Genomic DNA, 17,721 nt, shown 5'->3' with positions numbered 1-17,721 from the left:
TTCGGGCCCATCGCCCATCAGACCGCGGGCGCGGTGAGGTGCACCGGCAGGTCGAAGAGGTCGTTCTGGGTGAGGATCGGCTTGTTGCGCAGCTCCCCAGGGGCGACCGCGAGGGTCAGGTCGGGGAAGCGTGCGTACAGGGCCGGGAGGGCGACCAAGGCCTCCAGCCGGGAGAGGGCCGCGCCGGGGCAGACGTGGGGGCCGTGGCCGAAGGAGATGTGGCGGTTGGGGGTGCGGGTGACGTCGAACTCCCCCGCGCTCTCGCCGTGCTGCTCCTCGTCGCGCCCGATGGCGCCGAAGGAGACGATGAGCCCCTCGCCCTTGGGCAGGACGCGGTCCGCGACCTCGACGTCCTCGGCAGCGAACCGGATCAGCACGTGCGAGGTCGGGGTGGACCAGCGCAGGGTCTCCTCGATCACGTTCTCCCACGGGACCTCGCCCTTGAGGACGAGCGCGCGCTGCTCGGGGTGGCTCTGGAGGGCGACGACGGCGTTGACGATCAGGCTGATCGTGGTCTCGTGGCCGGCCGCGACCATCAGCTGGAGGGTGTTGGTGATCTCCTCCGTGCTGAGGTGGTCGCCGTCCTCGGAGGCGGCGATCAGCGCGCTCGTGAGGTCGTCGCCCGGGTTCTCCCGCTTGGACTCCACGATCCGGGAGAACAGCGCGCCGAGGTCCGCCATCATCTGCGGCACCTCCTCGGGGAGGGTCTGCGTGGAGAAGAATTTCTCGAACAAGGCCTTCATCCGCGGGTGTTCGGCCGCGTCGACGCCCATGAGCGCGCTGATGACGTTCATCGGCAGCGGGTACGCGAAGTGCAGCTTGAGGTCGACCGTCTCCCCGGCCGGCAGCGCTTCGAGCCGGTCGAGCATGTCCGTCGTCAGTGCCTCGATGCCGGCCCGCAGCTTCTCCACCCGGCGGACGGTGAGCGCCTGCGCGACCAGGGTGCGCAGGCGGCGGTGCTCGTCGCCGTCCACGGTGAGCATGGAGCGGCCGGGGTTGGCGAGGCCGATCAGGGGCCAGTCGAGGGGTATCTCGCCGCGCTGCCAGGCACCCCACACGTTGATGTCCTTGACCACTCTGGGGTCGGTCAGGAGTCTCCTCGCCTCGGCGTGCCGGGTCACGGCGTACACGCCGACCCCGCCCGGCAGGACGACCGGTACGAGCGGACCGGCGGCGCGCAGCGCGGCGCTCTCCGCGTGGAGGTCGGCGACGAAGGGGTCGAGGGTGATGGCGGCGGGGCCGGAGTGGTCGATCGGGCACGTCATCGGGTGGCTCCAAGGGCGGGGGTCGGGGTGTAGGTGACGGGCAGTTCGGTCAGTCCCCGCAGCCAGGGCGAGGGGCGGCGGGCCAGCGCGGAGGCCGGCACGGCGAGGTCCACGTCGGGCAGCCGGTCGAGGAGGACCTCGATGCCGGTGCGGGCGATGACCTCGGCGACCTCCTGCGCGGGGAAGGGGCAGCGGTGTTCGCCGTGCCCGAAGGAGAAGAAGGCGTTGTTGCCGCCGGTGAGGGTGCCCGCGTCGGTGCGTACGTGGGGGTCGGCGTTGGCCGCGGCCAGTCCCAGCAGGACGAGGTCGCCGCGGGCGATGCGCCGGCCGCCGAGGTTGGTGTCGCGGGAGGTCCAGCGGCCGGCCACGTTCTGGGTGGGCGTGTCCTCCCACAGCACCTCGTTCATGGCCTCGCCGACGCTGTGCCGGCCGCCCGCGAGGGAGGCCGCGAAGCGGTTGTCGGTGAGCATCAGGCGCAGCGAGTTGCCGATCCAGTCGGCGGTGGGCTGGTGGCCCGCGGCCATCATCACCATCAGGTCCTGGGCGACCTCGTCCACGGTGAAGCCCGCCGTGTTGGCGAGCATCCGGGAGGCGACGTCGTGACCGGGCACCGCCTGCTTGGCGGCGAGCAGCGCGTACATGGATCCGCCGAGGTGGCGCTGTCCGTCCAGGGCCCCCTCCCGCCCGTTGATCATGTCGTTCATGGCGGTGACGAGGCCGGGGCCCTCCTCGTCGGAGAAGCCGTAGATCCGGGCGAGGACCCGCAGCGGCAGGAGCATCGCGTACTCGCCGACGATGTCGCAGGCGCCCTTGCCGCACAGCGTGTCGATCAGCTCGTCGGCGAACCGCTCGGCGTGGCCCTTGAGTTCGAAGGGGTCCACGGATTCGAGGGCGTCGGAGATGACGGCGGCCCGCTCGCGGTGACGTTCGCCGACGGTGTACAGGATGGAGGGCTGTTTGCGGCCGATCATCGGGAGCAGCGGCCAGTCGGCGGGGATGCGGTCCCACTGGTTCCACAGGTCGGAGTCGCGGGAGAAGAGCACCGGGTCGCTGGTGACCTGGTGCAGTTCCCGGTAGCCGAGGACGAGCCAGGCCGGTATGTCGCCGTCGAGGACGACCGGGGCGACGGCGCCGTGGTCGCGGCGCATCTCCCGGTAGAGCTCGATGGGGTCGGTCTGGAACCGGGGGCCGCCGAGGGAGACGGCCTGCGGGTCGTGAGCGGCGGGGCAGGTCACGGGGTGGGCTCCGGGGTCGTCGGCTGGTTGGTCAGAACGGCCGTCTGGAGGTGCTGGACGAGGGAGATCAGGACGTGCTTGCCGGACTCGCGGGAGCGGGCGTCGCAGAAGATCAGCGGGACCTCCTCGGGCAGGTCGAGGGCGGCCCGGATCTCGTCCCCGGTGTGGGCGGGTCCGCCGAAGTCGTTGCAGGCGACGACGAAGGGGGTGCCGTGGTGCTCGAGCCGGTCGATGGCGTACCAGGAGTCGGCGAGGCGGCGCGTGTCGACCAGGACGACGGCGCCGAGGGTGCCGGAGAAGAGCCGGTCCCACAGGAACCAGAACCGCTCCTGGCCGGGCGCGCCGAACAGGTAGAGCACATTGTGCGCGTCGAGGGTGATGCGGCCGAAGTCGAACGCCACGGTGGTGGCGGTCTTGGTGGCGATCCCGTCGGTGTCGTCGACGGCCTCTCCGGCCTTGGTCATGGTCTCTTCGGTGTTCAGCGGGCGGATCTCGCTGACCGAGCGGACCATGGTGGTCTTGCCGACGCCGAAGCCGCCGACGATGACGATCTTCAGACCGTTGTCGGCGGTGCTCTGCAGGGTCTGGCGGGTTTCGCGCTGATCAGAGATTGCGGAGTCCAACGAGCACCTGCTCCAGGATGTCGAGGTCGGGAAGGCGGTACGCCGAACGCGGGTGCCGGGCGCTGATCTTGCCGGTCCCGAGCAGGTCGGCGAGGAGGATGCGCACGATCGACACCGGCAGCCCCAGCTCGGCCGCGATCTCCACCAGGGCCGTCGGGAACTGGCTCATGCGCAGGATCGCGGCGTGCTCGGACTGCATTCCGGGGGTCGGGTCGCATTCGGCTACGACCAGGGTGACCAGGTCGAAGGCGTCGGAGCCGGCGCGGCTGCGACCGCCGGTGAGGGTGTAGAGCCGGTCCGGGGAGTCGTCCCGGCCCGGCCTGCTCGTGCTCCCGCTCATCCCCGGGGCCGGGCGATGAGATGCTCGCCGAGCTGCTCGACCAGTTCGGACATGTTGTGGCCGACGAGGCCCGCGTCGGCGTCCTCGTCGGCGACCAGTGCGAGGTGCGCGCCCTCACCGGCCTCCACGATGAAGAGGATGCCGCCGTAGAACTCGGCCATGGCGGAGCGGACTCCGCCGGTCCCGTCGCCGAACTCGATGGACGCGCCGTGCGAGAGGCTCTGGATGCCGGCGGCTATCGCCGCGAGCTGGTCGGCCTGGTCGACGGAGAGCTCCGGGGTGCGGCACAGCTTGAGGCCGTCGCGGGAGAGCACGAGGCCGTGCCGGGCGCCGGGGGTGCGCTCGAGGAGGCCTTCCAGGAGCCAGCTGAGCGTCTCGTCGGTGGTGGAGCCGGTCATTCCGTGTTGCCTTCCGGGTGCGTGGGGTTCGAGGACGGCGCGGGGGCCGTGGGCTGAGCGGGGGCCGTGGGCCGTTCGGCGGCCGTGGACGGTGCGGCGTCCGCGGGCTGCTCGGGAACCGGGGGCTGCTCGGGAGCCGCGGCCGCGTCGGGAGTCGCGGAGGTTCCGCGTACCGCCTGGCGGAAGCTGCCGAAGCGGGCGGCCGACCGGGAGGCGCCGGTGGGCGTGCCGGACGCCGTGCCGCTCGTACGGGCCGCCGCGCCGGCCGCGTCGGGGCCCTCGGGGTGGGCGGCGGCCAGGGTGCGGCCCCGCCTGCGCTGCGGCAGGCCGGTCTCGCCGGCGTGCGGGGCCTCGCCGGGGGCTCCGGCGGGTGCGCCGGCCGCCGGGAGGACCTGGGCCGCGGCCTCCGCCGCCCTGGGACGGGCTCCCCCGCGCTCCGCGGTGGCGGGCTCGGCGCGGGTCTCGTGGACGGCGTCGGGCTCCGCCGCCGGGGCCCCTGCGGGCAGGGCGGCCGGGGTCGTCCGGCCCGCGGGCAGGGCGGCGGTGCGGGCGTCGGCCTCGGGGCCGCTCTCCGCGTCGGACGGGGTACGGCTGATCAGCTCCTGAGGCAGCATCATCAGCGCGCCGGTACCGCCGCGCGCCGAGGGCCTGAAGGAGACCGTCAGCCCGTGCTTGCGGGCGAGGCGGCCGACCACGGCGAGGCCGAGGCGGGTGCCGGAGAGCCCGGCCAGGTCCAGCGACTCGGCGGTCACGGCCTGCTGGGCGCGGCGCAGCTGGACCTCGCTCATGACCAGGCCGCTGTCCTCGACGGTGATGATGATGCCGGCCGGGACCTCCTCCACGTAGACGTGGACCTCGGCGGTCGGCGGGGAGAAGTTCGCGGCGTTGTCGAGCAGTTCGGCGAGGGCGTGCATCACACCCTCGGCGGCGTGGCCGGCGACGGCGGCGTCGCTGGTGGAGTGCAGCCGGACCCGCTGGTAGCCGCCGATGCGGCCCATGGCTCCGCGCAGGATGGACTCCATGACGATCGGCTTCGCCCAGCGGCGGCCCGAACGGGCGCCGGTGAGCACGGCGATGGAGTCGGCGAGACGTCCGGCCTGTGCGGTGCGGTGGTCGAGGTGGAGCAGGTCGCCGAGGACGTCCTCGTCGGCGTGCCGGTGCTCCATGTCGCGGAGGTCGGCCAGCATGCCGGTGGCGAGCGCCTGCATGCGGCCGGCCGCGTTGGCGGTGGCGGCCATGGCGGCGGCACGGCCGGACTCGGCACGGCGCAGCTCGTTGCCGAGCCGTTCGCGGGAGGCGCTCTGGGCCGCGGTCAGCCGGTCCAGCTCGATGGCGTGAGCGGCGACGAGCCCGTCCAGCTGCGCCGCGTGGGCGCGTGTCATCCCTTCGAGTTCGGCCGCGTGGGCGCCGGCCAGCCGGCCGCGGTCGGCATGGTGGGTGGCCGCTTCGCGCGAGGTGTCGGCGGTCAGCCGGGCGATGTACGCGTCGCGCGAGGTGATCTCACCGGTGAGACCGGAGACCCTGCCGCGCAGCAGTCGGGCGGTGCGTGCCGACCAGGTCACGGCGAAGGCCGCGATGGCGAGCAGCAGAACCCCGGAGCCGGAGAACCAGGCGAGGGGGACGCGGACGGCCGACGGGGCCGCGGCCACCGCCGCCGTGGAGAGCGCGCCGCCTGCGGTTGCGGTGATCAGCAGGGCGAGCGCGGAGGGGCGAAGGGGGGAGGGCGGCGCCGTCATCAATCAAAGCCTCATACCGGGCGTAAATGGAGGAGAGGGTTCCTGTGAGTAACGAGAGCCAACTATAGGTGAGTTATTGATCGTTTTGGAAAGTTCCTGGCGGGTTTTACCTTGCGCAGCGACTCCTATAGGTCATTTTGTCCTGCTTCGATCGTAGTTGCGGAGGGGCCCGGTACTGACGCCGATGACGCCGCTTCGCGTTCTGCGCGCCGCGGTCCCGGGCGGCGCGGCCCGGCGCCGCTCCTTCGCACACGCGGACCGATCAGCACATTGCGGTTCATGACATCCTGTGACGTCACAACTCGCCGGACGGAATCGGCGGACGTCCGGGGAATACGGGGAAGGTCCATGAGGCTCTGCTTCCTGGTGGAGGAGCACTACCGCCATGACGGCATGCCGAACGAGGTGATCCGGCAACTGACCGCGTGGGGGCACCGGGTCGACGTGGTGCGGCCGGGCGGTTCACTGCTGCGGATGACCGAGGTGGTGCGGACCGGCGCGCACGACGCGTGGGTGCTCAAGACGGTGTCCGGCGGCCCGGGGCTGACCCTGCTGGAGGCCGCCGCGGCCGCGGGGATGACGACGGTCAACGACGCCCGCTCGATCCGCGGCGTACGGGACAAGGCACTGGCGGCGGCGATCGGCCGCGTCCGGGGGCTCCCACTGCCCACGACGTACGCGGTGGCCGTCCCGGAACTGCTCGGGGAGATACCGGCGGCGGAGTACCCGCTCGTCGTCAAGCCCGCGGACGGCAGCTCCGGGCGGGCCGTGCACCTGCTGTCCTCGCCGGACCGGCTGGAGGCGATGCTCCCCGTACTCGCGGGCGAGGGCATGCTCATCGCCCAGCCGTACGTGCCCAATTCGGGCATCGACATCAAGGTGTACGCGGTCGGCGGGGAACTGTTCGCGACCGAGCGCTGCTCTCCGCTGCACCCCGACCCCTCGGTGCGCGAGCGCCGCGTGCCGCTGTCGTCGGAGGTCGCGGCGATCGCCGCGCAGGTCGGAACGGTGTACGGGCTCGACCTGTACGGGGTGGACGTACTCCTGGGCCCCGACGGGCCTGTGGTCGTCGACGTGAACGACTTTCCGAGCTTCCGCCAGGTACCCGACGCGGCGGCGCGGGTGGCCCGGGCGGTGCTCGGGCTGGCACGCGCGGGCGGTACGACCGCGCCGGCCGCTCCCACGGCGGTGGTGTACCCGACGCTGCCCGTCTCGATTCCCGCACAGGTCACAGCGCGGGTGGTGGACAGCGCGTGAGGGTCGGCCTGATCACCCCGGAACCCGGACACCCGTTGCTCGCGGCGGCGAGCGCCCTGCTCACCGCGGCCGGGCACCCCGTCGAAGCGCTCGACCCGCGCACCGGGTCCGCCCCGCCGCGCTGCGTGGCCGACGTATACCTGCTGAAGTCGCGGACCCCGCAGGCGCTGGCCCTGGCACGGGAGCTGGAGGAGCGGGGCGCCGTCGTGGTCAACTCCGCTGCGGCGACCGAGCGGTGTCAGGACCGGACCGCGATGGCGGAGATCGCCCTGCGGGCCGGCCTGCCCTTCGCGGCCACCCGGACCGTCGGCGGCCTGGGGCGGTGGGCATCCGGCCATCCGCTGACCGCACCGGTGGTGGTCAAGAGCCGGCACAGTCGACGGGGCGACCTGGTCGCCCGGGTCGACGACGCGGCGCAGTTGCGCGCGTTGGCGGCGCGGTGGCCCGACGAGCCGGTGGTGGTGCAGGACTTCGCGCCCAACAGCGGCTGGGACCACAAGGTGTGGGCGGTCGGCGACCGGGTCTTCGCCGCCCTGCGCCGCTCCGAACTCTCCCCGGGCGGCCGCGGCCCGACCCGGTCGCTGGAACCGGACGAACTCCCGCCGGGCTGGGCCGCGCTCGTACGGGCGGCCGGGAAGGCGTACGGACTGGAGGTGTACGGGGTGGACCTCATCGACGCGGGGGGCTCGCCGCTGATCGTGGACGTCAACGCCTTCCCCGGCATCCGGGACCAGGCGGGCGCCCCCGAGGCCCTGGCCGGCCTCGTCCTGCGCCGGGCCCCGGGGCGGGACGCGGCACCCGCCGCGGGGTAACGGGCGGGGTCGGGACGCGGCCCGGTGACGCTCCACGTTCAGCGCCGGGGAGGAGCCGCGGGGGCGGGACGGGGGCCGGACAGGCTCGCACCGGCACGGACGGGACCGGACGGGACCGGATGGGCGCGTCCGGGCCCGGACAGACCAGGACAGGCCCGGACGGGGGAACGCCCGGCGCGAAACGTCCCCGCGGCGGTGTTGGGGCGCGGCCCTGACGGGGGCACGGTGAGGATCGGGGCATGGGCGTCGTCCTGCCGGTCCTCTTCGCGCTGTTCGCGGCGTTCAGCAACGCACTGGCCACCGTGCTCCAGCGGCGGGCCGCGCTCACCGTGCCGCAGAGCGACGGCTTCCGCTTCGGTCTGATCCTCGACCTGCTGCGCCGCCCGGTGTGGATCGGCGGCATCCTGGCCGTGATCGCCGCCGGAGCGGGCCAGGCCGTGGCACTCGCCACCGGGCCCATGGCCCTCGTACAGCCACTGTTCGTACTGGAACTGCCGCTCGCACTGCTGATCGCCTCGCTGGCCGCGCGGCGGCGGCTGCCCGGAGCCCTGTGGCTGGCGGTGGCGGGGGTGGTGGTCGGGCTCGGAGTCACGCTCGCGGCCGCCTCGCCGTCGGGGAACCGTACGGACGTACCGTTGGACCGGTGGATCCTGGCCCTGGCCGCGTGCGCGGCCGCGGTGGCCGCCCTGACCGTGGCGGGTCTGCGCCGGCCGCCCGGCCGGGCACGGGCCAGCTGCCTGGGCGCCGCCACCGCCGTCTGCTACGCGCTCACCGCCGCGCTGATGAAGTCGGCCGTGCACGTCCTCGACGAGGGCGGCCTCGAGGCGTTCCTGACGACCTGGGAGACGTACGCCTTCGGCGCGAGCGGCATCTGCGCGCTGCTGCTCCTGGAGCACGCCATACAGGGCGGACCGCTGGTCGCCTCACAGCCCGCGCTGACCCTGGGCGACGCGAGCGTCAGCGTCGCGCTCGGAGTCCTGCTGTACGAGGAACACCTGCGGGCGCATTGGTGGCTGCTCCCCCAGCTGCTGGGCATCGCCCTGATCTGTGCCGGCGTCCTCGCCCTGGCCAGGGCCGGGGACGGCGCGCCGTAGCGTCGACGCGGCGTCCGCTTGCCCTCTTCTCCCCTCCCCTCCCCTCCCCCTGGGGTCGCGCCTGGGGCACGCCTACTTGATGACTTCCGCCTTCTTGTCGTCGGCGGCCTTCGCGTAGGCCTGGGAGCCCGCGCCCAGCACGGTGACGGCGAGGACGAGGACGAGGACGAGCAGGATGGGCGCGGCCGCGGCCGCTCGCTTGCGGTTCATCGGATCCCCCTGGAGTCGCGGTCGGACGCCGCCGGTGCGGCGGCTGTCCCGCAGCCTGCCATCGGGGGCCGGACCGGACACGGCCGGGGTCCGGACACGGCCGGGGTCCGGACACGGCCGGGGGTAGCGTGCGGGCAGGCGAGCGGAAGGCGGTTGGCATGCGTGCGGTGGTGTTCGAGCGGTACGGCGAGCAGGCCGAGGTCAGGGAGGTCGCGGACCCGGCTCCGCCGACGGGCGGTGTGGTGGTGCGGGTGGAGGCCACCGGACTGTGCCGCAGCGACTGGCACGGGTGGATGGGCCACGACCCGGACATCGTGCTGCCGCACGTGCCCGGGCACGAACTCGCCGGTGTGGTGGAGGCGGTGGGGGCGGGCGTCACCGGATGGCGGGCCGGGGACCGGGTGACCGCGCCGTTCGTCTGCGCCTGCGGCAGGTGCGCCGAATGCGCGGCCGGCCAACACCAGGTGTGCGCCCGGCAGACCCAGCCCGGGTTCACGCACTGGGGGTCCTTCGCCGAGTACGTGGCCCTGGACCACGCCGACGTGAACCTGGTGGCCGTGCCCGACGGCCTCGCGTACACGACGGCAGCCGGGCTGGGCTGCCGTTTCGCGACGGCGTTCCGGGCCGTGGTCGCGCGGGGGCGGGTGGCGGCGGGCGAGTGGGTCGCGGTGCACGGCTGCGGCGGGGTCGGCCTCTCGGCGGTGATGATCGCGGCCGCGGCCGGCGCGCGGGTGGTGGCGGTCGACACGTCGCCGGAAGCGCTCGATCTGGCGCGGAAGTTCGGCGCCGCGCACGCCGTGGACGCCACCGCTGGTGACGCGGCCGCCGCGGTGCGCGAGGCGACCGGCGGGGGCGCGCACCTCTCGCTCGACGCCCTGGGCTCGCCCCTGACGGCGGCGGCCTCGGTGGCCGGGTTGCGGCGGCGGGGTCGGCACGTGCAGGTCGGACTGCTGCCGGAGGCCGCCGGTGGGGCGGTACTGCCGATGGAGCGGGTCATCGGCTGGGAGCTGGAGATCCTCGGCAGTCACGGGATGGCCGCGCACGCGTATCCGCCGATGATGGAACTGGTCCGCTCCGGGATGCTGCGCCCGGACCTGCTGGTCACCTCGGTGATCCCGCTCGACGCGGCGCCGGCCGCCCTCGCGGCGATGGGATCGGCGGCGGGCCGCGGGGTCACGGTCATCCAGCCGGGCTCGTAACCCGCGTCGACCCCGCGCACGTTCGGGCCCGGGCACGTTGGCGCCACCGAGTGGCCCGCGGCCAGCCCCCGGCATCCTCGGGACGCATCACGCACCACGCACCCCGACCCCATCCGCCCTCGGGGGCCGGGCCGTCGGAACGGCTCCGACGGGGCCCACCGCCCGGCTCTGCCCCGCGCCTCCGGCGGCAGGCCCGAGGTGCGAATCCCCCGGCGCCCGCACGCCCGCCCACACGGGCCGTCCACACGGCCGTCCCTTGGCCGTCGCCACGGTTCGGAAGTCGGGGCGTCCATGGTCTTGTCGTCGGCCGAAACACGTCGGTAAAGTCGCGCTTACACGTGTAACTGACTTGCCTTGCACATCCCACCCCTCCCGGCCCGCGCGGCCGAGCCGCCCGCGCCCGTCCCGGGATCCGCCGGCCGCACCGGCCGCCCCGCATGCGAAGGACCCCCATGACGCAATCCCCTCCGGTCGGGTTCGACCTCGCCGACATGACCTGGCCACCCCCGCCCTACCAGTCCCCCGTCCCACCCGTGACGGGTGCCGACGGCGTCCGCCGCTTCGACGGGGTCACGTACGCCACCACCCCCGGCTACCGGCCCCGGCTGCTCGACGTCCAGGTCCCGGCGGGCGAGGGGCCCTTCCCGGCCGTGGTCTGGATCCACGGCGGCGGCTGGCTGGAGGGCGACCGCCGCTACCCGCCGCCGACCGTGCCCGCCGCCCTGCTGCACGGTGCCGTACTGGCGGCCGGGCTGGCCCTCGTCTCCATCGACTACCGGCACAGCCTCGAGGCGCCCTTCCCCGCCCAGCTGCACGACGTGAAGGCCGCCATCCGCTACGTCCGCGCCTTCGCCGCAACCCTCGGCATCGACCCGGACCGGATCGGCGTGTGGGGCGAGTCGGCGGGCGGCCACCTCGCCGCACTCGCCGGAGTCACGGGCCCCGGCAGCGAGGACGCCGCACACCTGGAGGGCACGCAGGGCGTCGGCGCCGGGGACACCGGCGTGCTGGCCGTCGTCGACTGGTACGGCGTGTCCGACCTGGTCGCCCTGGCCGACCACCCCATGCCGGCGATGCCGGCCGGCGGCGAGTTCCCCGATCCGTACGAGGCCCTGCTCGGCGGTACCGAGGCGGAGCGCCCGGCGCGGGCACGAGCCGCGAGCCCGGTCACGTACGCGGTGCCGGTGAACGCCGGGGACGGGAGCCCGCCGCCGTTCCTGCTCGTCCACGGGACGCTCGACGGCCTGGTCCCGTACAGCCAGAGCGAGGTGCTCGCCGAGGCGCTGCGGGGCGCCGGGGGCGAGGTGACGCTGCGGCCGGTGGAGGGTGCCGACCACATCTTCCTCGGCGCGCCGGACGTCACTCCGATCGTCGCGGAGAGCGTCGAGTTCCTGGCCGCCCACCTCGGCGCGGGGGCCTGACCACACGCGACCGGCCGGGACCGCACCGCCCGCGGCTCCGCCCCGTTCGCGACTCCGCCCCGCCGGGGGCGCGGTCCGTGCCGCGCCTCCGTACTGCCCCCGTACCCTCACCCGCCATCCCCCGTCCGCCATCCGCCATCCGCCATCCGCCCAACTCACCCATGTCCGCGGACAAGTCCGGTGACACGAGAGGCAGTTCATGTCATGGAAGCCGGTCACTCCACCCGACGGTCCCGCCCCGCGCGGCCCCGGCCGCGGGGCGCTCCTCCTGGGTCTCGTCCTGCTGGGCCTGGCCGCGCTGGCGGCCCTCGTCGTCCGCTCGGACCTGGCGGATCCGCCGTTCCAGGCGTTCGACGACCGCTGGCTCGGCTGGATGGGCGGCCCGCACGACGGCTTGTACGCGGCCGCCGCCGCGGCGCTGAACTGGTTCGGCGGACCCCCTGGAGTCGTCGTCCCCTTCGGCCTGTTGCTGGTGCTGCTCCTGCGCAGAAGCTGGGTGTCGGCCGCCTTCATGCTCGGTGTCTACCTCGGCGGCAACTTGCTCGTCGTACAGGGCCTCAAACACCTGGTGGACCGGCCCCGCCCGGCCGACCCCATGGTCCGCGTCGACCACGGTTCCTTCCCGTCGGGTCACGCCGCCTCGGCAGCGCTGCTGGTCGTCCTCATGGGGGCGCTGCTGGTGCCTGCCGCCCGGCGGCGGGCGTGGTGGATCGGGGGCACGGTGTTCACCCTGGCCATGATGTGGAGCCGTATCTGGCTGCACGCCCACTGGCTCAGCGACACCGCGGCCGGGGCCGCCGGCGGGGCGGGGGCCGCACTGGTCGCGTGGTGGCTGTTCGGGCCCGCGCTGGCCCGGGAGTCCGTACGCCCCCTCGGCCGCCGGGGGGCGGCTGCGGGGGCCGAGGGCCCCGGGCGGGCACCAGCGCCCGTATCCGAGCCGGTGTCCGAGCCGGCAGCCGCACCGGCACCTGTGGCCACACCCGTGCTCCTCGCCGAACGGTCGGCGGCGCCGCCACCCTGACGGGGCATGCCTTCAGGAGGTCTGCCGGGGAACCAGGACGGCGTCCATCGCCGGCAACGGCGGCGCGGTACCAGTCTCGACCAGCTGGTGCAGGGAGTCCGCGATCCGGGCGGGCGACGGCAGGTCGAGGCGTACCGTGCTGAGCGCGGGCCGCTGGAGCGCGGACAGAACCAGATCGTCGCAGCCCACGAGCGCGACCTCGTCCGGCACGAGGACACCCTCGGCCTGCAACGCGTGCAGCAGCAGGGCGGCGTACTCGTCGTTGTACGCGAACACGGCGTCCAGGGCGAGGTCGCGACAGTGCCGGGCGAGTGCGGTGGCGGACTCCCGCGTGTACGCGAGCTCCACCGGCACGACGGTCGCCGGGTGCCGGACGGCGACGGACTCGGCGCCCGCGAGCCGTGGCCGGGCCAGGGCGTCCAGGCCTCGCCCCTGCGTCATGACCACGCCGATCCGGGTACGGCCGCGGGCGATGAGATGCCTGATGGCCGCGGCGCCGATGTCGGCGTGGTCGAAGCCGATGGTGTGGACGCCGTCGACGGGCCGGGCCGCGAAAGCGAGCAGGCCCCGTACTCCGGTGCGCCGCAGCAGATCGGCGGCCTGGGGCGTGAGGCGGTCTCCGTCGAGCGCGAGCACGGCGGCCGGGCGCAGTTCGGCCCAGGCCCGGGCGGCGTCGAGGGGGTCGGCGAAGCGGCCGGCGTGGAGGACGGCCGTGTAGCCGTGACGGTCGAGCTCGCTGTGCAGGTCGTCGAGCCAGTCGCTGACCTGATGCCCGCGTCGGTCTCCGCGATCGGGCGCCTTGCGCGGCCGCTCCCCTGAGCCGGCGCCGAGGCCGCCCGCCCGGCATGCACCCGGCGAACTCCTGCGGTCTGAGCACCGGGAGGGGCCGCCGGATCGCTCACTGTGCCCGGCGCCGCTTCGCGTACGACCACGTCACCGCGGTCATCAGGGCGGGGATGGCGAACAACGGGGCGAACGCGAGCCACCAGACGGTGAGTGCCGTATCGCTCGTCATGTACGTCCGGCTTTCGACGGTGAAGGCGACCACGAGTTGCCACAGCGCAAGCAGGACCAGGACGACCGAGGCGGTCCACGCGAGCGCGGAGAGGGCCCGCGGGCGCAGTGGCTGCCACCGGTCGCTCACGAGCAGCAGCGGAAACAGAGCGGCCGCCTCGGCAAGGAGGGAGAGTCCGACGACGTACGCGATGCCCCATCCCGGGATGTCGAAGACGTCGCGCAGCACCTGGTCGCTGTAGCCCACGTAGACCCCGGAGGCCATGGCGATGCGCCACAGGCCGGACGGGACCGCGCAGAGTGCCATGGCATGGGCGGCGCGGCGCGCCCAGACGGGCGCGGGTGCGACGACGGGAAGGGGAGCGGTGGCGTTCGGCATGACGTACATGCTGGCTCCGGACATGGCCGCCGCACATCCTCCGGCGCGGCGGGCTGCCTCCGCCTGACGGAGGACGGTGCGGCCGCGGAGGGTCGTCCCATAGGCGCATAGGCGCATAGGCGCATAGACCCGCAGCCCCAAAGACCCTTGAGCCCACAGACCCTCGAGCCCACAGGCCGGCAGCCGGGCCGGTGCCCCGAACCCGGAGGCGGTCCGGACGCCGTCATCACCTGCGTGGCGAAGACGGTCGGCTCGGGGCCGCCGGGCAGGGCGCGAGTACACCCGAAGTCGGGCCACGACGGCAAGCTGGTCGGCCGGTGGCTCGACCTGGGCAGTGGCCGGCCACGTCCATGAGGCGCCGTCGGCAGGGCCGCGTGAGAGGGCCGTTCGACCTGTCGCACCCGGCGACGACGTCGACCTCGTGTGTAGGCCTGTCGTCGGCATGCTCGGACCCGACGATGCCCTTGTCCCCGATTCCGGCCCCACGAGTGGACAAGGACCGCCGCCGTCGGTCGAGTTCACCCGGGCCGTGGCGCCGAGACGGTCCACGAGTACGTCGAGGTCGTAGCCGCCGCCGCGCTCCTCCGGCGGACCACGCCGACGATCCCGCCAGAGAGCTCCGTCGCCCCGGCGCGCTCCGCTGTGGCCTGACTGCCCAGGCGGGACACCCTGTTCGGTCGTCCGCGCGGCACGGCGCGGTCGGGACGTCTGGCGGCGTCCGCCGGGACAAGCGGCCCGACAAATGGCCTTCCCGGCACAACACCCCTGGCCAGCGGCCTGGAGCCACCGGCTGTGCGGAACCGCGCCGGGGATCCGGCCCCGATGACGATCCGCACACCGACCGCTCACACCCCCAAGCGGGTGTCGTCACACTCGCTCCTGCCGTGCGGCGCCCGGCACGCGCGCTCGCCGCGTTGTCGGGATCGCCCCTGTCCGTCCGGTACACGGGCGACCCTCCGCCTTGCGAGCGCACGCACCGGACACCGCACGGCCCGCCCTGCGGGCGTACGGAACGACTTTGACGACACCCCTAGCGGAGCCCCGGAACGGGGTGCTACACAGTCTCCAGCGGCTTTGGTGACACGTGTAACAACATCACGTGAACTCCCGTCGTCCACCCCCTCCGACGGATACCGCTCCCCTCGCGCCGCTCACGCGGAGCCGCCGCCCCGTCCGCGTTCGGCGCCCCGCCGCCACTCCCCCGCCCCGGCAGTTCCCCGTTGGCCCCGCACTCCCCCGCTCCGCCCCCTACACGCCCCGCTCGCCCCGCTCGCCCCGCTCCCCGAGGAGTCGCCGTGACCACGAACGACATCGCCGACCAGCCCGCCCCCGAAGTCGCGGAACCACCCCGCCAACGCGGGCTCCTGCCCCTCCTGCTCGTCGCCAATTCCGCGATGATGGCCGTCTACATGGGCGTCGGATCCGTGCTGCTGCCCACCCAGATCGCCGCGATAGCCCCGGATGACAAGGTCGCGCTCCTCGGTCTCATCGGCGGCATCAGCGCGATCTTCGCGACGGCCTTCAACCCGATCGCCGGCGCGCTGTCGGACCGGAGCGGCCGGCGCAATCCGTGGATCGCGGCCGGCGGTCTCGCCTCGCTCGCCTGCCTGGCCTTCCTCGGCAGCGTGAACACCGCGCTGCTCGTGGGAATCGGCTGGTGCCTGGTCCAGGCGACCATGAACACCTACCAGGCCGCCGTCACCGCGATCGTGCCCGACCGGATACCCACCGCCCGCCGGGGGACCGCCTCCGCGCTCGTCGGGCTGGGGCTGCCGATCGGCGGCACCGCCGGCGTGCTCATCGCCTCCCAGACCGCCGGGCAACTGCGTACCGGATACCTCGTCTTCGGGGTGGTGATCGCCGCGGCCGCGCTGCTCCTCACCACGTTCTGCCGGGACGTCCCCCGTTCCGGTACCGGCGCGGCCGCCCACACCTCAGACAGCGCCGCGACCGCGGCGGCGCCCAAGCGGGCCCGACTGGCGGCCTTCGCCTCCGCGCTGTCCCACCACGACTTCCGGTGGGCGTTCATCGGGCGGGCCCTGATGGTCCTCGGGTACTTCTCCGTCGTCGGCTACCAGCTCTACATCCTCGGCGACCACATCAGCCTGCCCGCCGGTCTGACACCGCCCGCCGCGATGGCCGTTCTCACGCCGGTCTCCATGGTCGCGATGGCCCTCTCCACCGTCGTGGGCGGCCTGCTGTCCGACCGCTGGAACCGGCGCAAGGTCTTCGTCGGCGTCTCGGCCGCCCTCGCCGGGCTGGTCATGGTGGTGCCCGTCATCAGTCCCACCTGGACGGGCATGCTCGTCTTCAGCGCGCTCAACGGCCTCGCCTTCGGCTGTTTCATGGCCGTGGACACCGCGCTCGTCACCCTGGTGCTCCCCCGGGCCGAGGACGCCGCCCGCGACATGGGCGTCCTGAACGTCGCGAACGCCGGCCCGCAGATCATCGCCCCCTTCGTCGCCTCGGCCGTCGTCACCACGCTGGGCGGCTACACCCCGCTGTTCCTCGTGGGCGGCGCCCTCTCCTTGATCGGGGCGCTCGCCATCATCCCGATACGCGGCGTGCGCTGACCCCCTGCGGCAGCCACCCCCGTACCTCCCCCTCGCCTCCCCACCCCCGTACCTCCCCTCCCCCTCCCCCGAAGGAGCATTTACGTGAGACCCCAGCGAGTCCTGCCCATGGCCGCCCTCCTGCTCTGCGCCCCCGCCCTGACCGGGACCGCCCCCGCGGCCGCCGCTCCGCAGTCCCCGCCCACCGGTCCGCTGCGCATCCTGCTCACCAACGACGACGGTTACGACGCGCCGGGCATCCGCAAGGCCTTCGCGCGCCTGACCGCCGCCGGCCACGACGTCACGATCGTCGCCCCGCTCACCAACCAGAGCGGCACCGGCACCAAGGTGACGAGCGCCGCCTCGGTCGCCGTAAGGCACCCCGAGCCCAAGGTCTGGGCCGTCGACGGCACCCCCGGCGACTCCGTCGCCTTCGGCCTGGCCGAGGTCTTCGCGGGCAAGGCCCCCGATCTGGTGGTCTCCGGTACGAACTTCGGCCCGAACGTCGCCGGGCTCGCCAACCACTCCGGAACCGTCGGTGGTGCCATCGCCGCGCTGGAGTCCGGCGTACCGGCCATCGCGCTGAGCACGGGCGGCCTCACCGCTCCCGACCCGGTCACCACCGTCAACGCCATGGGTCCGACGCTCGACTTCGCCGTGAAGCTGATCGACCGGCTGCGCTCCCGCGCCCGCACCGGCCCGCTGCTCCCCCGGGGCGTCGGCCTGAACGTGAACCACCCCGTCATCGGCGCGGACGGCAAGGGCCGCGCCGCCGGTGTGGCCACCACCCTCCAGGACCCGCAGACCCTGCTGGAGCCGGACTTCACCGACTCCGGCGACGGCACCTGGAAGGTCACCGTGAAGGTGGCCCTGCGCCCGGCCGTGAAGGGCGGCGACGTCGAGGCCGTGGCGGCGGGCCGGATCGCCGTCAGCCCGATGAACGCCGACTGGAACCCCGGCCCGGTCGACCGGGCGGTGGCCTCCGTCCTCCTCGCGGGTCTCCGCCCGTAGGGCGTCTCTCCCGGAACGTGCCGGGCCCGCGGCCGGGCGGCCGGGGTCACGCGGTGTCGCGCACGGCACCGCCACCCCCGGCCACCCCCGGCCGCCCGGGGCCGGAGGGAGGTTCCGGCGTTCGGGCCGAACCACGCGCCCATGCCCCCTACGC

17 protein-coding genes are annotated in these 17,721 nt (G+C 74.1%); 8 read left to right on the top strand and 9 right to left on the bottom strand.

Annotated features, from left to right (window positions below):
- Positions 1–17: 17 nt before the first annotated feature.
- Genes OTB16_RS33085 through OTB16_RS33060 form a run of 6 tightly spaced genes read right to left on the bottom strand, consistent with a single transcriptional unit; the run spans position 18 to position 5,597 of the window.
- Positions 18–1,265 (bottom strand): cytochrome P450 family protein, encoded by a 1,248-nt coding sequence (locus OTB16_RS33085; protein ID WP_267725672.1) that lies wholly within the window; start codon positions 1,263–1,265, stop codon positions 18–20.
- Positions 1,262–2,500 (bottom strand): cytochrome P450, encoded by a 1,239-nt coding sequence (locus OTB16_RS33080; RefSeq protein ID WP_267725669.1) that lies wholly within the window; start codon positions 2,498–2,500, stop codon positions 1,262–1,264. Before OTB16_RS33080 ends, OTB16_RS33085 begins: the two co-directional genes overlap by 4 nt.
- Positions 2,497–3,123, bottom strand: coding sequence for a GTP-binding protein (locus OTB16_RS33075; RefSeq protein ID WP_267725667.1), 627 nt, complete (start codon positions 3,121–3,123; stop codon positions 2,497–2,499). The genes OTB16_RS33080 and OTB16_RS33075 overlap by 4 nt, the downstream gene beginning before the upstream one ends.
- Positions 3,104–3,463, bottom strand: coding sequence for a DUF742 domain-containing protein (locus OTB16_RS33070; RefSeq protein ID WP_267725664.1), 360 nt, complete (start codon positions 3,461–3,463; stop codon positions 3,104–3,106). The genes OTB16_RS33075 and OTB16_RS33070 overlap by 20 nt, the downstream gene beginning before the upstream one ends.
- Positions 3,460–3,861: a roadblock/LC7 domain-containing protein gene (locus OTB16_RS33065; protein WP_267725660.1), complete on the bottom strand. Its 402-nt coding sequence runs from the start codon at positions 3,859–3,861 to the stop codon at positions 3,460–3,462. The genes OTB16_RS33070 and OTB16_RS33065 overlap by 4 nt, the downstream gene beginning before the upstream one ends.
- Complete coding sequence (locus OTB16_RS33060) at positions 3,858–5,597, bottom strand: sensor histidine kinase (protein ID WP_267725657.1); 1,740 nt, start codon at positions 5,595–5,597, stop codon at positions 3,858–3,860. Before OTB16_RS33060 ends, OTB16_RS33065 begins: the two co-directional genes overlap by 4 nt.
- Positions 5,598–5,945: 348 nt before the next feature.
- Here OTB16_RS33060 and OTB16_RS33055 point away from each other — a divergent pair, with 348 nt between their 5' ends.
- The 3 genes from OTB16_RS33055 to OTB16_RS33045 all read left to right on the top strand — a co-directional run bounded on the left by OTB16_RS33055 (position 5,946) and on the right by OTB16_RS33045 (position 8,760).
- Positions 5,946–6,854: an ATP-grasp domain-containing protein gene (locus OTB16_RS33055; protein WP_267725655.1), complete on the top strand. Its 909-nt coding sequence runs from the start codon at positions 5,946–5,948 to the stop codon at positions 6,852–6,854.
- Positions 6,851–7,666 (top strand): ATP-grasp domain-containing protein, encoded by an 816-nt coding sequence (locus tag OTB16_RS33050; RefSeq protein ID WP_267725652.1) that lies wholly within the window; start codon positions 6,851–6,853, stop codon positions 7,664–7,666. Before OTB16_RS33055 ends, OTB16_RS33050 begins: the two co-directional genes overlap by 4 nt.
- Positions 7,667–7,905: 239 nt before the next feature.
- Positions 7,906–8,760, top strand: a complete 855-nt coding sequence (locus OTB16_RS33045) for a DMT family transporter (RefSeq protein WP_267725649.1) — start codon at positions 7,906–7,908, stop codon at positions 8,758–8,760.
- Between the two features lie 72 nt (positions 8,761–8,832).
- Here the strand turns inward: OTB16_RS33045 and OTB16_RS33040 are convergent, their stop codons facing one another.
- The gene (locus tag OTB16_RS33040; protein WP_267725646.1) at positions 8,833–8,970 is read right to left on the bottom strand and encodes a hypothetical protein; all 138 of its coding nucleotides are present in this window, start codon (positions 8,968–8,970) and stop codon (positions 8,833–8,835) included.
- A 158-nt stretch (positions 8,971–9,128) separates the two neighbouring features.
- Here OTB16_RS33040 and OTB16_RS33035 point away from each other — a divergent pair, with 158 nt between their 5' ends.
- From OTB16_RS33035 to OTB16_RS33025, 3 genes are all read left to right on the top strand, one after another.
- Positions 9,129–10,169 (top strand): zinc-dependent alcohol dehydrogenase family protein, encoded by a 1,041-nt coding sequence (locus OTB16_RS33035; protein WP_267725645.1) that lies wholly within the window; start codon positions 9,129–9,131, stop codon positions 10,167–10,169.
- Between the two features lie 452 nt (positions 10,170–10,621).
- Positions 10,622–11,590 carry an alpha/beta hydrolase gene (locus OTB16_RS33030; protein WP_267725642.1) on the top strand — a complete coding sequence of 323 codons (969 nt, stop codon included), beginning with the start codon at positions 10,622–10,624 and terminating at the stop codon, positions 11,588–11,590.
- Positions 11,591–11,789: 199 nt separating this feature from the next.
- On the top strand, positions 11,790–12,611 hold the full coding sequence (locus tag OTB16_RS33025; protein ID WP_267725639.1) for a phosphatase PAP2 family protein: 822 nt from the start codon (positions 11,790–11,792) through the stop codon (positions 12,609–12,611).
- Positions 12,612–12,623: 12 nt separating this feature from the next.
- Here OTB16_RS33025 and OTB16_RS33020 read toward each other — a convergent pair whose 3' ends face one another.
- Both OTB16_RS33020 and OTB16_RS33015 read right to left on the bottom strand, forming a co-directional pair.
- Positions 12,624–13,247, bottom strand: a complete 624-nt coding sequence (locus OTB16_RS33020) for a substrate-binding domain-containing protein (protein ID WP_267725636.1) — start codon at positions 13,245–13,247, stop codon at positions 12,624–12,626.
- 262 nt (positions 13,248–13,509) lie between these two features.
- Positions 13,510–14,013, bottom strand: a complete 504-nt coding sequence (locus tag OTB16_RS33015) for a hypothetical protein (RefSeq protein ID WP_420717846.1) — start codon at positions 14,011–14,013, stop codon at positions 13,510–13,512.
- Positions 14,014–15,299: 1,286 nt separating this feature from the next.
- Between OTB16_RS33015 and OTB16_RS33010 the strand changes: the two genes are divergently transcribed.
- Positions 15,300–16,577 (top strand): MFS transporter, encoded by a 1,278-nt coding sequence (locus tag OTB16_RS33010; protein ID WP_267725631.1) that lies wholly within the window; start codon positions 15,300–15,302, stop codon positions 16,575–16,577.
- 84 nt (positions 16,578–16,661) lie between these two features.
- Complete coding sequence (gene surE / locus OTB16_RS33005) at positions 16,662–17,567, top strand: 5'/3'-nucleotidase SurE (protein ID WP_267725628.1); 906 nt, start codon at positions 16,662–16,664, stop codon at positions 17,565–17,567.
- Positions 17,568–17,721: the final 154 nt, after the last annotated feature.

The organism is Streptomyces antarcticus (assembly GCF_026627255.1).
GTDB lineage: Bacteria > Actinomycetota > Actinomycetes > Streptomycetales > Streptomycetaceae > Streptomyces > Streptomyces antarcticus.
The sequence above is the reverse complement of the archived record's forward strand: the minus strand, read 5'-3'. Positions and strand labels throughout refer to the sequence as shown.